This is a genomic window from Paraburkholderia acidiphila (assembly GCF_009789655.1).
Classification (GTDB): domain Bacteria; phylum Pseudomonadota; class Gammaproteobacteria; order Burkholderiales; family Burkholderiaceae; genus Paraburkholderia; species Paraburkholderia acidiphila.
This window is the reverse complement of record NZ_CP046912.1, coordinates 340,533-356,929: the sequence shown is the minus strand read 5'-3', so window position 1 is coordinate 356,929 and position 16,397 is coordinate 340,533. Positions and strand designations below refer to the sequence as shown.

At 65.9% G+C, this 16,397-nt stretch carries 16 protein-coding genes; 10 read left to right on the top strand and 6 right to left on the bottom strand.

Annotated elements, in window-relative coordinates:
- Nucleotides 1-37 precede the first annotated feature (37 nt).
- From FAZ97_RS31790 to FAZ97_RS31780, 3 genes are all read right to left on the bottom strand, one after another.
- Nucleotides 38-1,591 carry a sugar ABC transporter ATP-binding protein gene (locus FAZ97_RS31790; RefSeq protein WP_158762747.1) on the bottom strand — a complete coding sequence of 518 codons (1,554 nt, stop codon included), beginning with the start codon at nt 1,589-1,591 and terminating at the stop codon, nt 38-40.
- Nucleotides 1,578-2,837 carry an ROK family transcriptional regulator gene (locus tag FAZ97_RS31785; RefSeq protein ID WP_158762746.1) on the bottom strand — a complete coding sequence of 420 codons (1,260 nt, stop codon included), beginning with the start codon at nt 2,835-2,837 and terminating at the stop codon, nt 1,578-1,580. The genes FAZ97_RS31790 and FAZ97_RS31785 overlap by 14 nt, the downstream gene beginning before the upstream one ends.
- 297 nt (nt 2,838-3,134) lie before the next feature.
- Nucleotides 3,135-4,268: an MBL fold metallo-hydrolase gene (locus FAZ97_RS31780; RefSeq protein WP_158762745.1), complete on the bottom strand. Its 1,134-nt coding sequence runs from the start codon at nt 4,266-4,268 to the stop codon at nt 3,135-3,137.
- An 88-nt stretch (nt 4,269-4,356) separates the two neighbouring features.
- On the opposite strand from FAZ97_RS31780, the gene FAZ97_RS31775 reads away from it, so the two are divergent.
- The 6 genes from FAZ97_RS31775 (at nt 4,357) to FAZ97_RS31750 (ending at nt 8,924) form a co-directional block, all read left to right on the top strand.
- Complete coding sequence (locus FAZ97_RS31775; protein WP_158762744.1) at nt 4,357-4,971, top strand: TetR/AcrR family transcriptional regulator; 615 nt, start codon at nt 4,357-4,359, stop codon at nt 4,969-4,971.
- Between the two features lie 94 nt (nt 4,972-5,065).
- Entirely contained in the window at nt 5,066-5,419 is a 354-nt protein-coding gene (locus FAZ97_RS31770) for a YciI family protein (RefSeq protein WP_158762743.1), read from the top strand.
- A gap of 145 nt (nt 5,420-5,564) precedes the next feature.
- Nucleotides 5,565-5,984 (top strand): YciI family protein, encoded by a 420-nt coding sequence (locus FAZ97_RS31765; protein ID WP_158762742.1) that lies wholly within the window; start codon nt 5,565-5,567, stop codon nt 5,982-5,984.
- 32 nt (nt 5,985-6,016) lie between these two features.
- Nucleotides 6,017-6,439, top strand: coding sequence for a VOC family protein (locus FAZ97_RS35535; protein WP_158762741.1), 423 nt, complete (start codon nt 6,017-6,019; stop codon nt 6,437-6,439).
- Nucleotides 6,436-7,740: an RNA polymerase sigma factor gene (locus tag FAZ97_RS31755; RefSeq protein ID WP_233271995.1), complete on the top strand. Its 1,305-nt coding sequence runs from the start codon at nt 6,436-6,438 to the stop codon at nt 7,738-7,740. Before FAZ97_RS35535 ends, FAZ97_RS31755 begins: the two co-directional genes overlap by 4 nt.
- A gap of 113 nt (nt 7,741-7,853) precedes the next feature.
- Complete coding sequence (locus FAZ97_RS31750) at nt 7,854-8,924, top strand: hypothetical protein (RefSeq protein WP_158762739.1); 1,071 nt, start codon at nt 7,854-7,856, stop codon at nt 8,922-8,924.
- A gap of 10 nt (nt 8,925-8,934) precedes the next feature.
- Here the strand turns inward: FAZ97_RS31750 and solA are convergent, their stop codons facing one another.
- From solA to FAZ97_RS31735, 3 genes are all read right to left on the bottom strand, one after another.
- Nucleotides 8,935-10,092, bottom strand: a complete 1,158-nt coding sequence (solA, locus tag FAZ97_RS31745) for an N-methyl-L-tryptophan oxidase (RefSeq protein WP_158762738.1) — start codon at nt 10,090-10,092, stop codon at nt 8,935-8,937.
- Between the two features lie 134 nt (nt 10,093-10,226).
- Nucleotides 10,227-10,508: a hypothetical protein gene (locus FAZ97_RS31740; RefSeq protein WP_158762737.1), complete on the bottom strand. Its 282-nt coding sequence runs from the start codon at nt 10,506-10,508 to the stop codon at nt 10,227-10,229.
- Between the two features lie 265 nt (nt 10,509-10,773).
- Nucleotides 10,774-11,799, bottom strand: a complete 1,026-nt coding sequence (locus tag FAZ97_RS31735) for a LacI family DNA-binding transcriptional regulator (protein WP_158762736.1) — start codon at nt 11,797-11,799, stop codon at nt 10,774-10,776.
- 206 nt (nt 11,800-12,005) lie between these two features.
- Here FAZ97_RS31735 and FAZ97_RS31730 point away from each other — a divergent pair, with 206 nt between their 5' ends.
- The 4 genes from FAZ97_RS31730 (at nt 12,006) to FAZ97_RS31715 (ending at nt 16,357) form a co-directional block, all read left to right on the top strand.
- Complete coding sequence (locus tag FAZ97_RS31730) at nt 12,006-13,142, top strand: ABC transporter ATP-binding protein (protein ID WP_158762735.1); 1,137 nt, start codon at nt 12,006-12,008, stop codon at nt 13,140-13,142.
- A gap of 103 nt (nt 13,143-13,245) precedes the next feature.
- Nucleotides 13,246-14,511 carry an ABC transporter substrate-binding protein gene (locus tag FAZ97_RS31725; protein WP_158762734.1) on the top strand — a complete coding sequence of 422 codons (1,266 nt, stop codon included), beginning with the start codon at nt 13,246-13,248 and terminating at the stop codon, nt 14,509-14,511.
- Between the two features lie 68 nt (nt 14,512-14,579).
- Nucleotides 14,580-15,485 carry a carbohydrate ABC transporter permease gene (locus FAZ97_RS31720; protein WP_158762733.1) on the top strand — a complete coding sequence of 302 codons (906 nt, stop codon included), beginning with the start codon at nt 14,580-14,582 and terminating at the stop codon, nt 15,483-15,485.
- A gap of 20 nt (nt 15,486-15,505) precedes the next feature.
- Nucleotides 15,506-16,357, top strand: coding sequence for a carbohydrate ABC transporter permease (locus FAZ97_RS31715; RefSeq protein ID WP_158762732.1), 852 nt, complete (start codon nt 15,506-15,508; stop codon nt 16,355-16,357).
- Nucleotides 16,358-16,397: the final 40 nt, after the last annotated feature.

The window sequence follows — 16,397 nt, the reverse complement described above, 5'->3', positions numbered from 1 at the left end:
TACTCCTGAGGGACGTTTCTTGCGTATGCGGTGAAGGTCAAGCGGCTTCGCCGAGCGGGTGCTGCGAGCCGGTGGCGAGTTCTATGATCGCTTCCTGGCTGATCGGCTTACCCGTATAGCCACCAAGCTCCCCGGCGAATTCGCCTTCACGCATGACGAGCACGCGGTCGGCCACGCCGATGATCTCGGGCAGTTCGCTCGAAATCACGATGATGCCCACGCCGGTTTTGGCGAGGTCGTTGATGATGCGGTAGATCTCGGACTTCGCGCCGATATCGACGCCGCGCGTGGGCTCGTCGAGAATCAGCACGCGCGGCTTTGTTTCCAGCAGGCGCGACAGCAGCACCTTCTGCTGGTTGCCGCCCGAGAGCGCGCCCACGTTCACGCGCGAGTTCGGCACGCGAATGGAGAGCGAACGGATGGCTTCCTTCGCGCGCTCGCCGCCGCGCGCGAGGTCGAGCACGCCCAGGCGCGCGTCGCGTCCGGCCACGGCCACGTTGATGTTGTCGCGCACGCTCATGTCGAGAAAGAGGCCTTGATGCTTGCGGTCCTCGGTCAGATAGACGAGGCCCGCGTTGATCGCATCGCGCGGCGTGTGCACGTGGAGCGTCTTGCCGTCGATGGCGATCTCGCCACGCACGCGCGGCTCCGCGCCGAAGATGAGGCGCGCAAGCTCGGTGCGCCCCGCGCCGACGAGGCCCGCAATGCCGAGCACTTCGCCCGCGTGCAGGTCGAGGCTGCAGCCGCGCACGCGCTTGTCGTCGGCCACGTCGCGCACGGTGAGCACGGCCTTGCCCGGATCGTAGGGGGCATGCGCCTTTTTGTAGAACCCCGAAATATCGCGGCCCACCATCATGCTCACGAGGCTTTCCGCGCTGAGCGCGTCGCGCATGAGCGTGCCCACGTAGGTGCCGTCGCGCAGCACGGAAACGCGGTCCGACAGTTCGTAGATCTCAGCCATGCGATGGCTGATGTAGATGATCGCCAGCCCTTCGTCGCGAAGCTGGTTGATCAGCTTGAAGAGGCGTTCCGTTTCGCGCGAGGAGAGCGGTGTGGTGGGCTCGTCCATCACGATGATGCGGGCGTCGCTATGCACGGCGCGCGCGATCTCCACGAGTTGACGCTCGGCGATGGAAAGCGAGCCGACCAGCGTGGCGGGCCCGAAGCTCGCGCCGAGACGCTTGAGCACGTCTTCGCAACCGCGCTCCATGGCGCGGCGGTCGACCGTGCCGAAGCGGCGGCCGCCCTTGCGCAACTCGCGGCCCGCATGAATGTTCTCCGCGACCGAGAGATTGGGCGCGAGGCTCAGCTCCTGATAGATCACGGCCACGCCCAGTTCGCGCGAGGCGTGCGGTCCATCGATCACGACCGGCTTGCCTTCGATGAGAATCTCGCCGCCGGGATCGGCCTGATAGGCGCCCGAGAGGATCTTCATCAACGTGGACTTGCCCGCGCCGTTCTCGCCCATGAGCGAGTGGACCTCGCCGGGAAAGACGGTGAGGCGCACGTTGTCGAGCGCGCGTACGCCCGGAAACGTCTTGCTGATGCCCCGCATTTCCAGCAGCGGCGGCGTGGACTCAGAGGGCGACATGGCTCTCCTCCTGCGCTTGAGCGTAAGTTTGTGCGCCGGCGCCCATGAGGATGCCCGCGCGCGGCGAAAAGTTGAAGAACATGGGGAGCGTGGCCGCGCCGAGCGCGCCCGCGTCGGGACCGAAGGTGCCGCGCACGAGAGCGGGCGTGCCGCGCGCCTCGGGCGCCGTGGCCGCCACCGCGAGGCGCAGGCGCTGCATGAGGGTGTCGATGAGGCCGGCGTCCACGTCGGCGTCGAGCACCACGGCGGGCACGTCGAGCACGCAGAACGCCGAACGCAGCGCGGGGGCGAGCGCATCGATGCAGTCGTCGAGCCATTCCTGCACGCCGGGGTGGCCGCGCGCGATGCACGCTTCGAGATCGGCGCGGCTGTCGATCGTCTCACCGCAATACTGCAGGTGCCGTCGCAGCGCGATCAGGGAGGCGCGCGAAAGCAGGATGTCCCACTGGCCCGCCGGCTTGTGCGCGGAGGGCAGGCGGCTCGGCGGCACGGGCATCACCGCGAAGTCGCCCGCGTTGCCGGTGAGGCCGCGCACGCAGTCGCCGTCGATGGCGATGCCGCCGCCGATGGCCGGGCCGAGAAACAGATAAAGGAAGTCGTCGCGCTGGCGCCCGCAGCCGTAGAAAATCTCCGCGATGGCGGCCGCGTTGCCGTCGTTCTCGCTGAACACGGGCAGCGCCGTGGCGCGCGCGAGTTCGCCCGCGAAGTCCACGTCGTTCCACACGCGGAAGGTGTCGGTGGGCAGGCCCAGTTCGCGCAGCCAGCTGCCGAGGTTGTACGGCTGCGCCACGCCAATGCCGGCCAGGCGGCTGCGCTCCTCAGTCGTAAGCAATCCTAATAGTTCGGCGATGTCGCGCTGGACGATTTCCTGCGCGACCGAGGGTTGCGGCAGCAGCATGTCGCGCGAGCGGCGCTCGATCATCTGGCCGGCGAAATCGACGAGGACGGTTTCGATGTTGGTCCGGTCGAGCCGCACGCCAATGGCGAACGCGCCGCGCGGCGAGAGGCGCAAGAGCGAGGCGGGCTGGCCGCGCTGACCGTCGCGGCGGCCGCTCACCTCGATCAGGCCGTTGGCCGTGAGCGACGTGATGATGGTGCCGACCGCCGTGCTCGTGAGATTCGCGAGACGCGCGAGATCGGCCTTCGACGCCTCGCCCGCGCGACGCAGCGCCTGCAGCAGCAGGCGTTCGTTGAAGCGGCGGACGTTGGCGGAATTGCTGCCCTGACCGACATGCGGACTTCTCACGTGTCTCCTCCGGTCCCATGCAAAGCTGGGAGGCGTTCTGGACGAACTGCGTCGCCGACTAAATAAATCAAGTTGATTTATTTAATGCCAGAAATCGGGGGCTGTCAGCCTGGGGAAATCCCGTTAAGGGTAATGGGGCGCTATGAGGCGCGCCGGAGCGATGCACGCCCGATGCAAAAGCTTAGGAGACTTTCGGAAGGAAGGGGAAGAAGCGGGGAACGAGCAGTTGGCGTGCCCGCGCGCGTTTGTGTCTATCTGTGCGGCGCGCGGGCGGCGGGGAAGGCGAGGAATTCCGTGTTACGAAGAGGACCGCGCTTCGCCCGCGTCGCGGCAAGCAAACCACCGGCGCGCCGTGCGCCGCGGCTCGGCGCTTTCGGCCACCTCACGCCACCAGCGCTCGCCGCGATGCGGCTGCGCCAGATCGAGCCTTTCGCCCATGCGGGGCGTGGAGAGCGTCACGCCGCGCGCGAGCGCAAGGCCGGTTACGCGCTCGAACGGATCCTGCCAGCGGTGCATCGCGAGATCGAACGTGCCGTTGTGAATCGGCACGAGCCACTCGCCGCGCAAATCCACGTGCGCCTGCACCGTCTCTTCGGGCTGCATATGGACATACGGCCATTGCGGGTCGTACGCGCCGGTCTCGATGAACGTCGCGTCGAACGGCCCAAGCCGCTCGCCAATCGTGCGGAAGCCGTCGAAGTAGCCGGTGTCGCCGCTGAAGAACACGCGCAGGTCGGCGTCGGCGATCACCCACGAGGCCCACAGTGTGCTGTTGCCATCGAACAGGCTGCGCCCCGAAAAGTGCTGCGCCGGCGTGGCGGTGAACTCGACGCCCTCGACGGTCGTGCCTTGCCACCAGTCGAACTGGCGCACCTTCGCACCGTCGATACCCCATTCGATCAGGCGGTCGCCCACGCCGAGCGGCGTAAGAAAGACGCCCGTCGTGGCGGCGAGCGCGAGCACGGTTTCGCGGTCGAGGTGGTCGTAGTGGTCGTGCGAGAGGATCACGCCGCGTAGCGGCGGCAGGTCGGCCAGCGCGATGGGCGGCGCGTGAAAGCGCTTCGGCCCGAGGTTCTGAAACGGCGAGGCGCGCTCGGCGAACACGGGGTCGGTGAGCCAGAACTGGCCGCGCAGTTTGAAAAGCAGCGTGGAATGGCCGAGCCGGTAGACGCTGCGGTCGGGCGCGGCTTCGAGCTGCTCGCGCGTGAGCGTCTGGACAGGCAGCGCGCCGGCGGGCAGGGTGCCGCTCGGCTTGTGAAAGATCATGTTCCACATGATCTTCAGCGTCTTGCCCAGTCCCTCGGCCGGGCGCGGGCGCACATTGCGAAAGCGCTCGCCGTCGTGCTGCGGCGAAGTGTGCGAGAGCTCGCGGCCGCGTTGTGCGGCGCTCAGGCCCAAGGTACGGCTCAGCGATGCGAAAGGCGAGGTCATGGCGGCGGCTGCCTTTGGAAACGAGAAGTAGACTGCACAGTGTAGTTTATTCTGGCGAAAAGTAAACTGCCTGGTGTAAGATTGTGAAATGGATTGCACCGCCGCCCCTCAACGCCTGACCGACCGCAAGCGCGCCGCCATTGTCGCGGCCGCCATCGACGAATTCCTGGCCTCCGGCTTCGAAGCCACGAGCATGGACCGCATTGCCGCGCGCGCGAGCGTCTCGAAGCGCACGGTCTACAACCATTTCCCGAGCAAGGAAGTGCTGTTCGCGTCGATCCTGTGCCAGCTCTGGGACGCGAGCGCGACCGGCGACGCGCCGGCCTATCGCGCCGGCGAGCCGCTGCGCGCGCAGCTCATCGAGTTGCTGATGCGCAAGCTGCGGCTCTTGAACGATGAAGCGTTTTTCAAGCTCGCACGCGTGGCGATCGCCGCGGGCATCCACTCGCCCGAACGCGCGCGCGACATGGTGGCGCGCATTGGCGAGCGCGAAGAGGACCTCACGATCTGGGTGCGCGCCGCCGCCGCCGATGGCCGCCTGAAGGCGGCCGACCCGGCGTTCGCCGCGCAGCAGCTGCACGGCCTCGTAAAGGCCTTCGCCTTCTGGCCGCAGGTCGCGATGGGCCAGCCGCCGCTCGACGAGGCGCAACAGCGCCAGGTTGCCGAATCGTCCGCCGATCTCTTCCTCGCGCGCTACGCGTGAGCGCCTGCACGCGTACCCAGCCACGACGCTCAAGCGTCTTTCTGACATAGACTCTTGCCTTTCAGGATCGCAGGCCGACTGAGAGGACAACTTCATGCCATTCATGCTGCTCATCGCCGAACCGCGCGGCCAGCGCGAAGCGCGTGCGCAATCCGTAGGCGAGGCGCTCTACGCGTGCATGGTCGCGTTCGCGGGTGAACTCTCCGCCGAGGGCAAGCTGATCGACGCGCACGCGCTCACCGCCGACACGAACGGCGCGCGCGTGCAGGTGCGCGAAGGCCGCACGAGCATCGTCGACGGCCCGTTTGCCGAAGCGAAGGAGATGATCGGCGGCTTTTTTCTCGTCGATTGCGCCACGCGCGACGAGGCGCTCGCCATCGCGCGGCGCTGTCCCGCGGCGCAATGGGCGAGCGTCGAGGTGCGCGAGACCGGTCCGTGCTTCCGCTGAAACGGCGTCTCTCCAGGTAGTTTCCCCAGGCACGTAAAAAATTTCGCCGTCCGTTGTCGATTTCCGTACGCGCCGAGCGTCGTGTTCATGAGCGCACTAACCGGTGCCTTCGAACATTCCCGAACCTCACATTCAGGAGAAGACAATGCGATTCATGATCATGGTGCGCGCCAACGCGCTGACCGAAGCAGGCGAGCCGCCCGACGACGTGGAAATATTCGCCGAGATGGCCCGCTATCACGAAGAACTCGCGAAGGCGGGCGTGCTGCTCGACGCCTCGGGCCTGCAGCCCAGTTCACGCGGCTTTCGTGTGCACTACACGAACCGCAAGCCCACGATCGTCGACGGACCGTTCGCCGAAACGAAGGAACTGATTGCCGGCTATACGCTGATCCAGGTGCGCTCGCGCGACGAAGCGCTCGAATGGGCCCGCCGCTTCCCGTCGCCGTTCGGCAACGCGGAATGCGAGGTCGAAGTGCGGCAGCTCTACGAACTCGACGAGCTTCCCCAGTGCGAGGGCGTCGAGAGTTTTCGCCAGCTGCAGGAACAACGTAAGGCATCCTGAGTATTTTCATCCATCGCTGCGGGAATAAACACATGCATAAGCACATCTTCGTCAATCTGGGCGTGCGCGATCTCAAGCGCTCGATGGACTTCTTCGGCCAGCTCGGTTTCACGTTCGACCCGAAATTCACCAACGACCAGGCCGCCTGCATGGTGCTCGGCGAGAACATCTACGCCATGCTGCTCACCACCGGCTTCATGCGCACTTTCACCGACAAGGCGCTCGTGGACGCCCGCGAAAGCACCGAGGTGCTGACGTGCCTCTCGTGCGTGTCGCGCGAGGAAGTGGACACGCTCGTGGACAAGGCGCTCGCGGCGGGCGGCACCTCGAAGCGTCCGCCGATGGATGGAGGCGCCGATATGTACGGGCGCAGCTTCGAAGACCCCGACGGCCACATCTGGGAACTGATGTACATGTCGCCGGCGGCGATCGAAAAGGGCGCGCACGGTTCGTGAGCGGTCCCGGCGACAAGGGGAAAGCCTTCGCAGCGACGCACCGCGCGGTCGAGGCCGTGTGGCGCATCGAGTCGGCGAAGGTGATCGCCCACGCCGCGCGCATCGTGCGCGACGTGGGCGTGGCCGAAGAAGTCGCGCAGGACGCATTCGTCGCCGCGCTGGAAAGCTGGCCCGCGAGTGGCATTCCCGAGAACCCCGGAGCGTGGCTCATGACCGCCGCGAAACATCGCGCGCTCGACCGGCTGCGTCGCGCGGCTTCGCACGCCCGCGCGCACGAGGCGATGGGCGCGGATCTGGAAGCGCTCGAAGCGCACTTCGCGCCCGACTTCGTCGAGGCGCTCGACGCGGCGCGCGACGACGAAATCGGCGACGACCTGCTGCGGCTCGTGTTCGTGGCGTGCCATCCCGTGCTGCCGAAGGAGGGGCGCGCTGCGCTCACGCTGCGCCTGCTCGGCGGCCTCACCACGGCCGAGATCGCGCGCGCGTTTCTCGTGCCCGAGGCAACCGTCGCACAGCGCATCGTGCGGGCCAAGCGCACGCTCGCGGCGGCAAAGGTCCCGTTCGAAGTGCCGCGCCTCGCCGACCTCGAGCCGCGTCTTGCTTCGGTGTTCGAAGTGATTTACCTGATCTTCAACGAAGGCTATGCGGCCACGGCGGGCCCGGACTGGACACGGCCCGCGCTCTGCGAAGAAGCGCTGCGGCTTGGCCGCATGCTGGCCGAACTCGTTCCGCGCGAGGGCGAGGCGCACGGTCTCGTTGCGCTGATGGAACTGCAGGCTTCGCGCCTGCCCGCGCGCGTGGACCGCGCAGGGCGCGCCGTGCTGCTCGCCGATCAGGACCGCAGCCGCTGGGACGCGCTATTGATCCGGCGCGGGCTTGCCGCGATCGCGCGCGGCGCGGCTTGCGCGGGTGCGCCGGGTCCGTACGCGCTGCAGGCCGCGCTCGCGGCTTGCCACGCGCGCGCGCCGAGTGCGGCGGCGACCGACTGGGCGCAGATCGTGTCGATCTACGACGCACTTCTGCAACTCGACGCCTCGCCCGTCGTGCGCCTGAATCGCGCCGTGGCGGTGGGTATGGCGCACGGGCCGCAGGTGGCGCTCGACCTCGTCGATGCGCTGTGCGAAGAGCCCGCGCTGCGCCACTACCCATGGCTGCCGGCCGCACGCGGCGACCTGCTCGAAAAGCTTGCGCGCCATGCGCAAGCGCGCACCGAATTCGAGCGCGCAGCCGCGCTCACGCAAAACGAGCGCGACCGCGAAGTGCTGCTGGCAAGGGCGCAGGCCTGCGCGACGCGCACATAGCGCGCGAAGCGCCGGGCGGGGCCGCCTTGCGCCGATGAAATATCGGGGCACAACGCTTGCTACCTGTGCGCGCGGACCCACTCTCTTTGCGCGGCGAGCCGCGCAAGCTTCCGATGATTTCAAAAGCGACGATTCTGGCGGTATCGTGCTCGGCCTTGCTGGGCACGGCATGTGTGCATCTCGGCCCGACGCGCTTGCGTGCCGATCAGGTCGATTACGCAAGGGCGCTCGGCGATGCAAAAAAGCGCGAAATACTCGCAGCGGTGATCGGATTGCGTTTCGGCGACGCGCCCGCCTTCCTCACGGTGAGTTCGATCATCGCCGCATATCAGTTCGATTCGACGGCGGGCGCGACCGGCAATATCGGCTCGGGCTCGCAGCCGAACTACGCGCTCGCGACCGGCAGCGTTTCCTGGTCGAATCGCCCGACCTTCACGTTCTCGCCGACCACGGGCGAAGCGTTCGCCTCCGCGTACATCCGGCCGCTTGCGCCGGAACTGATCATGCCGCTCGCCGAAGGCGGCATGCCGGTCGATCTGCTGCTGCGTATCAGCGCGCAGTCGATCGGCGGGCTGCAAAACGGCAGCGCGCTGGGTGGAGACGGCAGCGCGGGCTCGGCCGGTTTCTTCCAACTGCTGCAGACACTGCGCCGCCTGCAACTGGCCGGCGAACTGAACGTGGAGTCGCGCAGCGAGAACGGTAAGAACAGCGTATTTCTCGCGCTTGGCGCGACGAACAGCGCGCAGTCGCCGCAGGTTTCGGCGGACCTCGCGCGCGTGCGCGAACTGCTTCATCTCGCGGCGGACACGCGCACTTACGAGATCGTCTACGGGCCTTCGGCGCAGGGTGGCAATCGTATTCCGATGGTGACGCGCTCGGTGCTCGGCATCCTCACGAATATCGGCGCGCAGGTCCAGGTGCCAGACGCCCAGGTGCAAAGCGGTGCGACCAAACCGACCGTCGGGCTGATAGGCGGAGAAACGCGTCCGATCATCATCGTGCACGCGGGGCCGAAGGCGCCTGCCGACGCGTATGTCGCGATCGACTATGACGGCACGGCGTACTGGGTCGAACGCGCCGATTTCGATTCGAAATACGCGTTCACGGTGCTGCAAAACCTCATGGCGCTCGCGGAAGCCGACACGAGCAGCAAGGCGCCCGTCGTGACGATTCCCGCGAACTAGGCCCGCGTCGTCATGCAAAGCGCTTGCGCGCGAACATCGCAAGGTCGATGCGGCTTTCGCCTTGCGTGATCCGCTCGGCCAGCGCCTCGCCTATCGCGCTGGCGAACTTGAAGCCGTGCCCGGAAAAGCCGGTTGCGACGTGCACGTTCGGACAGGTGGGCACCCGGTCGATGATGAAATGCTCGTCCGGCGTCATGTCGTATTCGCATGCGCGTCCCACGCGCAGTTTGCCCGCGCGAGGCAAATAGCGCTCCAGAAAGGCTTGCAGATCGCCGAGATCGGACGCCTGCGCGCCGAATGGCGCGAGCGCGGCGTCCGGCGCCACGGGCTCGCCGCCGTCGTGGCGGCCCAGTTTCAGGCCGCTGCCGTCGAGATCGGGAAAGCCGTAAAAGGTGCCCACTTCGGAGGCGACGGAAAAGCCCGGAAAGCGTTCCGGCGCGAAGAGGCCCGGCTCGCCCTCGAACCACGCGAAGCTCTTGCGCACGCGCGTGACCGGAACCTCGAGGCCCAGCGGCGCGAGCAGGTCGCGCGTCGATTTGCCGGCGCAGACGATCAGATCGCGCGCGGTGAACTTCTCGTGGGTGCCGGTCCAGACGTTCACGCTCTCCCGCCCATGGCACTCGATGCGCGTGACCCGCATCGTCGTGCCGAGCGTCGCACCGAGCGCGACCGCGATCTCGCGATACGCGCTGATCGCGCGCTCGCAATAGAGCACGCCCGCGCCGGGCTCGAAGCTCGCGATCTGCTCAGGCTTCAGGCGCCATGCGGGCCAGCGCTGGCGGGCCGAGGCTGCGTCGAGCGTTTCCAGCGCAATGTCGTGGCTGGCCGCGCTTGCCTGGACCTCGCGCAGAAACGCGTCGCCAGGCGAGCCGATATTGACCACGCCCGTCCGCACGAAAAGCGCCGTTTGTGTTTGCTGCTCGAGGTCTTCCCAAAGCTGCTGGGCGCGCAAGGCGAGCGGCACGTAGGCGGCGCCTTCGCCATAGGCGTGGCGAATGAGGCGCGTGGCGCCGTGATGCGCGCCCTGATCGTGAGGCGGATCGCCGGCGTCGAGCAGCAGCACCTTGTTGCCGAGACGGCTCAGGTAATAGCCGGCCGCCATGCCCATCGAGCCGGCGCCGACGATGATCGTGTCGAAATGGCGATTGCTTACGTTGTTGTCCTGCATGCGTGCCCCGTGCGCGCGACCGCGCGCGAACGTTTGTGCGCCCGGCCCCGAACATCGGGACCGGGCGCACGTAAAGGGCATTTATTGTCGGCGCTTCGCACGCACCTGTCGAGCGAAGCCGCGCGCGTGCCGGCTCAGACCCGCTCGTGCGGCGGCAGACTGAGGAGGGCGTCGCGTTCGAGCCGGTCGAGCAGCCCGACGATGCGCTTGCGCTGGGTCGCAACCAGATCGTAGGTTTCGGCCACGGCTCGCAGGCGCTTGCGCCAGTAGGCGTAGTCGAAGCCGCTCCCGGCGGCGTCGCCATGATGGGCGTAGTACTGGACCATGCGCTCGACATGGTCGAGCTGCGTGTCGGCCAGCGCGGCGGGTAGTAGCCCCGCGATCTTCGGAGGCACGTGTTTGGCCAGGGTGCTCATTTTCTTTTTGGGTTCTCTCAGGTCGCCTTTGTGGCTGCACGGCCCGGATCGTGGCGTTCCTGGCATATGAAATGCCGCGCACGGCTTGCCTCTCCCCCGGCAGGCATGGCAATGCGGAACGCAGGAATCCGGTCCATCAGACGGGCCGGTCGCCGCAGGAGCGGGCAGACTGGTCTCGCCGTGGCGCAAATTTAGCGTGCTTTGCGCGGGTGGCTTGACCGTGCGTCTCAGTTTTCGGCGCAGTGGCGGTTTCGCCACACCGCATTCAGGCCCGCGCGCGCCGCTTGCGCGGCCCGGTGGACATGCGCGTGACAAGTTCCGGCGGCGGCCCGAGCACCATGGGCGGCTGCTGCGCCGGTTCGTCGATCAGCCGGATCAGGCTGCGGATCGACAATTCCGCCACGGCCTCGGTCTGGATCGCGACCGTGGTGAGCGCGGGGCGCATCTGATGAGCGAGCTGAATGTCGGTGATGCCGATCACGGACACGTCGTCGGGCACGGCGCGCCCCATGCTGACGAGCGCCTGAATCGCGCCAATGGCGAGCAGGTCGTTGGTCGCGAAGATCGCGCTCACTCTCGGGTGCTGCGCCAGCAATGCCTGGCAGGCCGCGTAGCCGGAGTCGATCGAGTCGCGCACCTGCATCTGCGCCACGCTCGCGGGATCCACGCCGCCTTCGCGCAAGGCCGTTCGGAATCCTTCCGAACGCGCATCCTGGAGGCCGCCGCAGCCGTCGCCGATCAGCATGGCGATATTTCGGTGTCCCAACTCAAGCAGATGCTGTGCGGCGAGCGCACCGGCGCGCGCGAAGTCCACGGCCACGCACGGCAGCACGGGCGGATTCTCGGGGTGCTCCCACATCGCCAGCAGAATCGGGCCGTTGTGCATGGCCGAAATGCACAGCTCGTTCATGGCGATGTCGGTGTTCATCACGAGCACGCCGTCCGCGAAGGTGCCCGCGATCTGGTTCAGGTAGGCACGGCCAATTTGCGCGTCGTCGTCGGTGTTGCAGACCATGAGAAAGTGGCCCGCCTTGCGCGCGGCGCGTTCGGCCGCGAGCACGAACTCGGGGTAGAACGGGTTGGAGATATTCGAGAGCATGAGCGCGAGCGTGGAGGAGCGGCCCTGCGCGAGCGCGCGCGCATTGAGGTTGGGCCGGTAGCCCAGTTCGGCGATGGCCTGCAGCACGCGCTCGGCTGTTTCGGGGCGGACCTTCTCGCGGTTGCGCAGCACGTTCGAGACGGTCGCCGCGGTGACGCGTGCGCGGCGCGCGACTTCTGACAAGGTGACCATGGAGGACCTTTCCCACATTCAGGGAAGATGATTCAAATGTTGCAATGCTGCGGCGGGGTTTGCTACTTTTCTCCCACAACATCAACGGAGACAACGCATGCGCGAGTATGCCGGATTCGAATTTAAGCGGTTAAATGCCCGCTGTGCAAGGGCTGCGCGCTGTTTTCAGCATAAAAATTTAAGCGCTTAAATTTCGAGGCGAGAACATGGCGACGATACAGCTCTCGGGCGTCGGCAAACGCTACGGCGATCACCCGCCGGTGGTCCGGCGCGTCGATCTCGACATTGGACATCACGAGTTTTGCGTGTTCCTCGGGCCTTCCGGCTGCGGCAAGTCCACGCTGCTGCGCATGATCGCGGGTCTCGAAGAATTGAGCGAAGGCGAGCTGCGCATTGGCTCACGCGTGGTAACGGACATGCCCGCCGCCGAGCGCGGCGTGGCGATGGTGTTCCAGAGCTACGCGCTCTTTCCGCACATGACGGTATTCGACAACATCGCGTTCGGGCTGAAGATCGCGAAGGTGCCGAAAGCCGAGATCGAGCGCCGCGTGCGCGATGCCGCGCGCAGCCTGCAACTGGAGGCGCTGCTCGACCGGCATCCCAAGGCGCTCTCAGGCGGGCAGCGCCAGCGCGTTGCCATCGGCCGCGCCATTGTGCGCGAGCCCGGCGTGTTCCTGTTCGACGAGCCGCTTTCCAACCTCGACGCCGCGTTGCGCAGCCACACGCGTGTGGAGATCGCGCGCCTGCACCAGCGTTTCACGGATGCGAGCGTGGTGTACGTCACGCACGATCAGGTCGAGGCGATGACGCTCGCCGACCGCATCGTGCTGCTGCACGCGGGCGCCGACATGGAGCGCCACGGCAGCGTGGCGCAAAGCGGCGCGCCGCTCGACCTCTATCACCATCCGAAGTCGCGCTTCGTGGCCGGATTCATCGGCTCGCCGCGCATGAACTTCATCGATGCGAGCGTCGACACGGTAGAGGATGAGGGTGTGCGCATCACGCTCAAGGGCGGCGAGACGCTGCTCGCTTGCGTGGACGGCCGCGCATTGCAACGCGGCCAGACGGTCACGCTGGGCGTACGGCCCGAGCATCTGCGGCTGAGTGGTGACGATCAATCGATTGCGTGCGCAACGGTCATGGCCGAACGCCTGGGCGAACATAGCTATCTGCACGCGGATCATGCGGCGGGCACACTGGTCGCCAAAGCGCCGGGCGATTCGCCCATTGGCGTGGGCGAACGCATCCGCGTACACGTGCCGCCGCGAGCGTGCCATCTGTTCGACGCCGAAGGCGTTGCGTTACCCCGGCTCGCGATGGCGCACGCGCCGGCACTGGCCTGAATTCGTTATACCCCGCCGGTAGAGCGGGTCAACAGGTCTGGCGGCGCGCGTGCCGCCAGTCGACAAAGGCAGTCCAACAGCATGTTGGAACAGGAGACAACAGATGTTTTCTAATCGCTTGAAAACGTTCGGTTCACTGGCCCGCGCCTCGGCGGCCGTTGCGATCGTTGCGGCCACGGCGTTCACGAGCATGGCCGCCAATGCCGGGACGCTGACCGTCAACGTCTCGGCGCGCGCGAACCAGCGCTCGACATGGCAAGACGCCTTCGACAAGTTCCAGAAGGCCAATCCCGATGTCACCCTCAAGGTCTCCTATATCACGGAGGAGGCCTACAAGGTGCAGATGGGCGGCTGGCTCGCGACCGATCCGCCCGATGTGGTGTCGTGGCACGACGGCGAACGCATGGCCTATTACGCCGAACGCGGCCTGCTGGAAGACCTGTCGCCTGATTGGGCGAAAAACGGCTGGAACGAGCAGTACGCTTCGGTGAAGAGCGCATCCACCTGGAACGGCAAGCAATATGCCGCGCCGCTCGGCTATGACGCCTACGGCTTCTTCTATCGCAAGGACCTGTTCGCCAAGGCCGGCATCAAGTCCGAGCCCAAGACCTTCGACGAACTGCTGGAAAGCTGCAAGAAGCTCAACGCCATTGGCGTGCAGCCCATTGCCGTGGCCGCGCGCGATAGTTGGACGCTGGCTGCGTGGTTCGACTACCTGGACCTGCGCATCAACGGCAACGAATTCCATCAGCAGTTGATGGCCGGTCAGATTCCCTATACCGATCCGCGTGTGAAGAAGGTGTACACCACGTGGAAGACGATGATGGACAACCATTGCTTCATGGAGAACGCGCTGTCCTACGACGTGGATTCGATCGCGCCGGTACTCGTGAACGGCAAGGCGGCGATGATGCTGATGGGCACGTTCTTCTCGGCCAGCTTCCCGGCGAACATGAAGCAGGACGTGGGCTTCTTCCGCTTCCCGATCATCGACGCCAATGTGCCGACGGCTGAAGACGGTCCCGTGAACGTGCTGCTCATTCCGGCGAAGGCGAAGAACAAGGCCGATGCGCGCCGGCTGCTCGCGTTCATGGAAACACCGGCGATCAACGCCGATCTCGCGCACGGCTGGGGCCAGCTGCCTTCGAACAACAAGGCCGCGGAGCCTGACGATCCCATCTCCAAGGTGGGCTTCCAGACGCTCGCAAGCACGCGCGGCGGCATTGCGCAGTTCTACGACCGCGACATGCAAAAGGAAATGGCCGACGAAGGCATGAAGGCCATGCAGCAGTTCTATAGCGACCCGTCGCAGCTCGACACGCTGCTTGCGCGCCTCGAAACGACGCGTCAGCGCATTTACCACAAGTAAAGCCGCGGTGCGGCCGGCGCATCGTGCCGCCGGCCGCACCCTTCCGCAATCACCGGCGAGACTTCACCATGTCCGATACCCTGGCGCGCCCCATTGGGGCGGCGCGGCCGCGTCGCGTCTCTACTGTGCGGCGGCGGCAGAATCGTGCCGCGCTGTTTTTTCTGCTGCCGGGCTGCGTGCTCTTCACGCTGTGCGTGATCTATCCGATTTTCAGCAGCATTACGCTGAGCTTCTATAACTGGGACGGCATGACCGCGAAGACCTTCGTCGGCTTTGCTAACTACGTCGAGCTGTTCCAGACCGACACGTTCTATACCGCGCTCAAGAACAACTTGCTGTGGCTCGTGCTGTTCCTGCTCGCGCCGCCGCTCGGTCTCGTGTTCGCGCTCTATCTGAACCAGCACGTGCGCGGCATACGCGCGGTGAAGTCGCTGTTCTTCGCGCCGTTCGTGCTCTCGGGCGTGGTGGTGGGCCTCGTGTTCTCGTGGTTCTACGACCCGACCTTCGGTCTCCTGAAGATGATCGTCGGGCACGGCATTCCCGTGCTGGGCGACCCGAAGCTCGTGACGTTCGGCATCATCTTCGCGGCGCTGTGGCCACAAACGCCGTTCTGCATGATTCTGTATCTCACGGGCCTCACGGGCATCAACCCGGAAATCGTGGAAGCCGCGCGCATGGAAGGCGCGAAGGGTTGGCGGCTGTTCTGGCACGTGGTGCTCCCGCAGCTTCGCCCGGCCACGTTCATGGCCATCGTGCTCACGGTGATCGGCGCGCTGCGCAGTTTCGACCTGATCGCGGTGATGAGCGGCGGCGGCCCGTTCGATAGCTCCACCGTGCTCGCGTATTTCATGTACGACCAGGCGATCAAGTATTACCGCGAAGGCTATTCGGCGGCGATTGCCGTCGTGCTGTTCGCCATCATGCTCGTTTATATCGTGTTCCATTTGCGCCGCATGCTGCGCGAAGAACGCTGATTTTCACGGAGTTGCCGCTTATGTATCCGCTTCCCGTCGATCGCTGGAAACCCGCGAATCGCGCGCTCTACAAAATCTCGCTGCCGATTGCGCTCGTCATCTGGCTACTGCCCATGCTCGCGGTGCTCGTCACGTCGATCCGGTCTACTGAGGAATTGCAGCAGGGCGACTACTGGGGCTTGCCTAAGCATTTCGCCTTGCTGGAAAACTACGGCGCGGCGCTCACGCAAACGCCCATGCTCCATTACTTCGCGAACAGTGTGTTAATTACGGTGCCTTCGGTGATCGGCGCCATCGCACTGGCTTCGATGGCGGGCTTTGCGCTCTCCACGTACCGGTTTCGCGGCAACACGGCAGTGCTGTTCGCCTTCGTCGCGGGCAATTTCGTGCCGATCCAGATCCTCATGATTCCGGTGCGCGACATGGCGCTGCGTGTGGGGCTCTACAACACCGTGTGGGCGCTCATCATTTTTCACGTGTCGTTCCAGACCGGCTTTTGCACGCTGTTCCTGCGCAATTTCATCAAGCAGTTGCCGTTCGAGTTGATCGAGGCCGCGCGCGTGGAAGGCGCGAGCGAATGGGCGATTTACTGGCGCATCGTCATGCCGCTCGTGCGGCCTGCGCTCGCGGCGCTCGGCATTCTCGTGTTCACGTTCGTCTGGAACGACTACTTCTGGGCGCTGTGTCTCACGCAAGGCGACGACGCCGCGCCGATCACCGTGGGCGTGGCGGCGCTCAAGGGGCAGTGGACCACGGCGTGGAATCTCGTGGCGGCGGGTTCGGTGCTGGCGGCGCTGCCTTCGGTGCTGATGTTCTTCGCCATGCAGAAACATTTTGTCGCGGGGCTTACCTTCGGCGCGAGCAAGGGCTGATCGCGCCCAGCCGCAGCCGAAGGTCCTTTTTCATCTGATT

Coding starts and splice junctions, on each gene's coding strand:
- FAZ97_RS31790 (WP_158762747.1), bottom strand. CDS start 1,591: ATGTCGCCCTCTGAGTCCACGCCGCCGCTGCTGGAAATGCGGGGCATC.
- FAZ97_RS31780 (WP_158762745.1), bottom strand. CDS start 4,268: ATGACCTCGCCTTTCGCATCGCTGAGCCGTACCTTGGGCCTGAGCGCC.
- FAZ97_RS31775 (WP_158762744.1), top strand. CDS start 4,357: ATGGATTGCACCGCCGCCCCTCAACGCCTGACCGACCGCAAGCGCGCC.
- FAZ97_RS31770 (WP_158762743.1), top strand. CDS start 5,066: ATGCCATTCATGCTGCTCATCGCCGAACCGCGCGGCCAGCGCGAAGCG.
- FAZ97_RS31765 (WP_158762742.1), top strand. CDS start 5,565: ATGCGATTCATGATCATGGTGCGCGCCAACGCGCTGACCGAAGCAGGC.
- FAZ97_RS35535 (WP_158762741.1), top strand. CDS start 6,017: ATGCATAAGCACATCTTCGTCAATCTGGGCGTGCGCGATCTCAAGCGC.
- FAZ97_RS31750 (WP_158762739.1), top strand. CDS start 7,854: ATGATTTCAAAAGCGACGATTCTGGCGGTATCGTGCTCGGCCTTGCTG.
- solA (WP_158762738.1), bottom strand. CDS start 10,092: ATGCAGGACAACAACGTAAGCAATCGCCATTTCGACACGATCATCGTC.
- FAZ97_RS31740 (WP_158762737.1), bottom strand. CDS start 10,508: ATGAGCACCCTGGCCAAACACGTGCCTCCGAAGATCGCGGGGCTACTA.
- FAZ97_RS31735 (WP_158762736.1), bottom strand. CDS start 11,799: ATGGTCACCTTGTCAGAAGTCGCGCGCCGCGCACGCGTCACCGCGGCG.
- FAZ97_RS31730 (WP_158762735.1), top strand. CDS start 12,006: ATGGCGACGATACAGCTCTCGGGCGTCGGCAAACGCTACGGCGATCAC.
- FAZ97_RS31725 (WP_158762734.1), top strand. CDS start 13,246: ATGTTTTCTAATCGCTTGAAAACGTTCGGTTCACTGGCCCGCGCCTCG.
- FAZ97_RS31720 (WP_158762733.1), top strand. CDS start 14,580: ATGTCCGATACCCTGGCGCGCCCCATTGGGGCGGCGCGGCCGCGTCGC.
- FAZ97_RS31715 (WP_158762732.1), top strand. CDS start 15,506: ATGTATCCGCTTCCCGTCGATCGCTGGAAACCCGCGAATCGCGCGCTC.